This window comes from Bartonella capreoli (genome assembly GCF_902813205.1).
Lineage (GTDB): Bacteria > Pseudomonadota > Alphaproteobacteria > Rhizobiales > Rhizobiaceae > Bartonella > Bartonella schoenbuchensis.
The window spans coordinates 1-629 of sequence record NZ_CADDZX010000094.1 but is presented as its reverse complement, the minus strand read 5'-3'; the positions used below and the strand labels follow the sequence as shown (position 1 = coordinate 629).

1 protein-coding gene is annotated in these 629 nt (G+C 36.6%); it reads right to left on the bottom strand.

Annotated elements, in window-relative coordinates:
* Window positions 1-242 precede the first annotated feature (242 nt).
* A partial coding sequence (locus J7R05_RS07495) for an AMP-binding enzyme (protein WP_425490167.1) occupies window positions 243-629 on the bottom strand: 387 nt, incomplete at its 5' end.

The window sequence follows — 629 nt, the reverse complement described above, 5'->3', positions numbered from 1 at the left end:
CAGTAAAGTTCACTCATTTCAGACCTTTTTATAATGAATATAAACTATTCGCTTATACTTTATGAGAGGGATTAGTGTGTAGATAAAAGCCGTTCGTAAAAAATCTAATTAGACTTTTTACGAACTTTCTCAATATAAGAATAGTTGCAACATTTTAGGTTGGCAAAGAGAATAGAGGTATTAGGTTAGACCTTTATCAGTGGCATTAGCAGAAATGCTAAAATTACTGTTCATGCTTCGTGTTAAGCGATGGCTTCCCTATTTTGGTGGTTGGCAATAAGATCGTTAATGACTTGTGGTTCGGCAAGGGTTGAAATATCTCCTAGATTATCAAAATTATTTTCGGCAATTTTTCGCAAAATACGTCTCATAATTTTTCCTGATCGCGTTTTGGGAAGCTGAGAGGCAAATTGAACTTTATCCAATGTGGCAATGGAGCCTATTTCCTTTCTGACATGCTTAATAAGGTCTTTGTGCAACTTTTCACTTGGAGCTGTTCCTTTCATTAGGGTGATAAAACTGTAAATTCCTTGCCCTTTAATGGGGTGAGGGTAACCAACAACAGCTGCTTCTGAAACATCAGGATGAGAAACAAGTGCTGATTCAATTTCAGCTGTTCCTAATCTGTG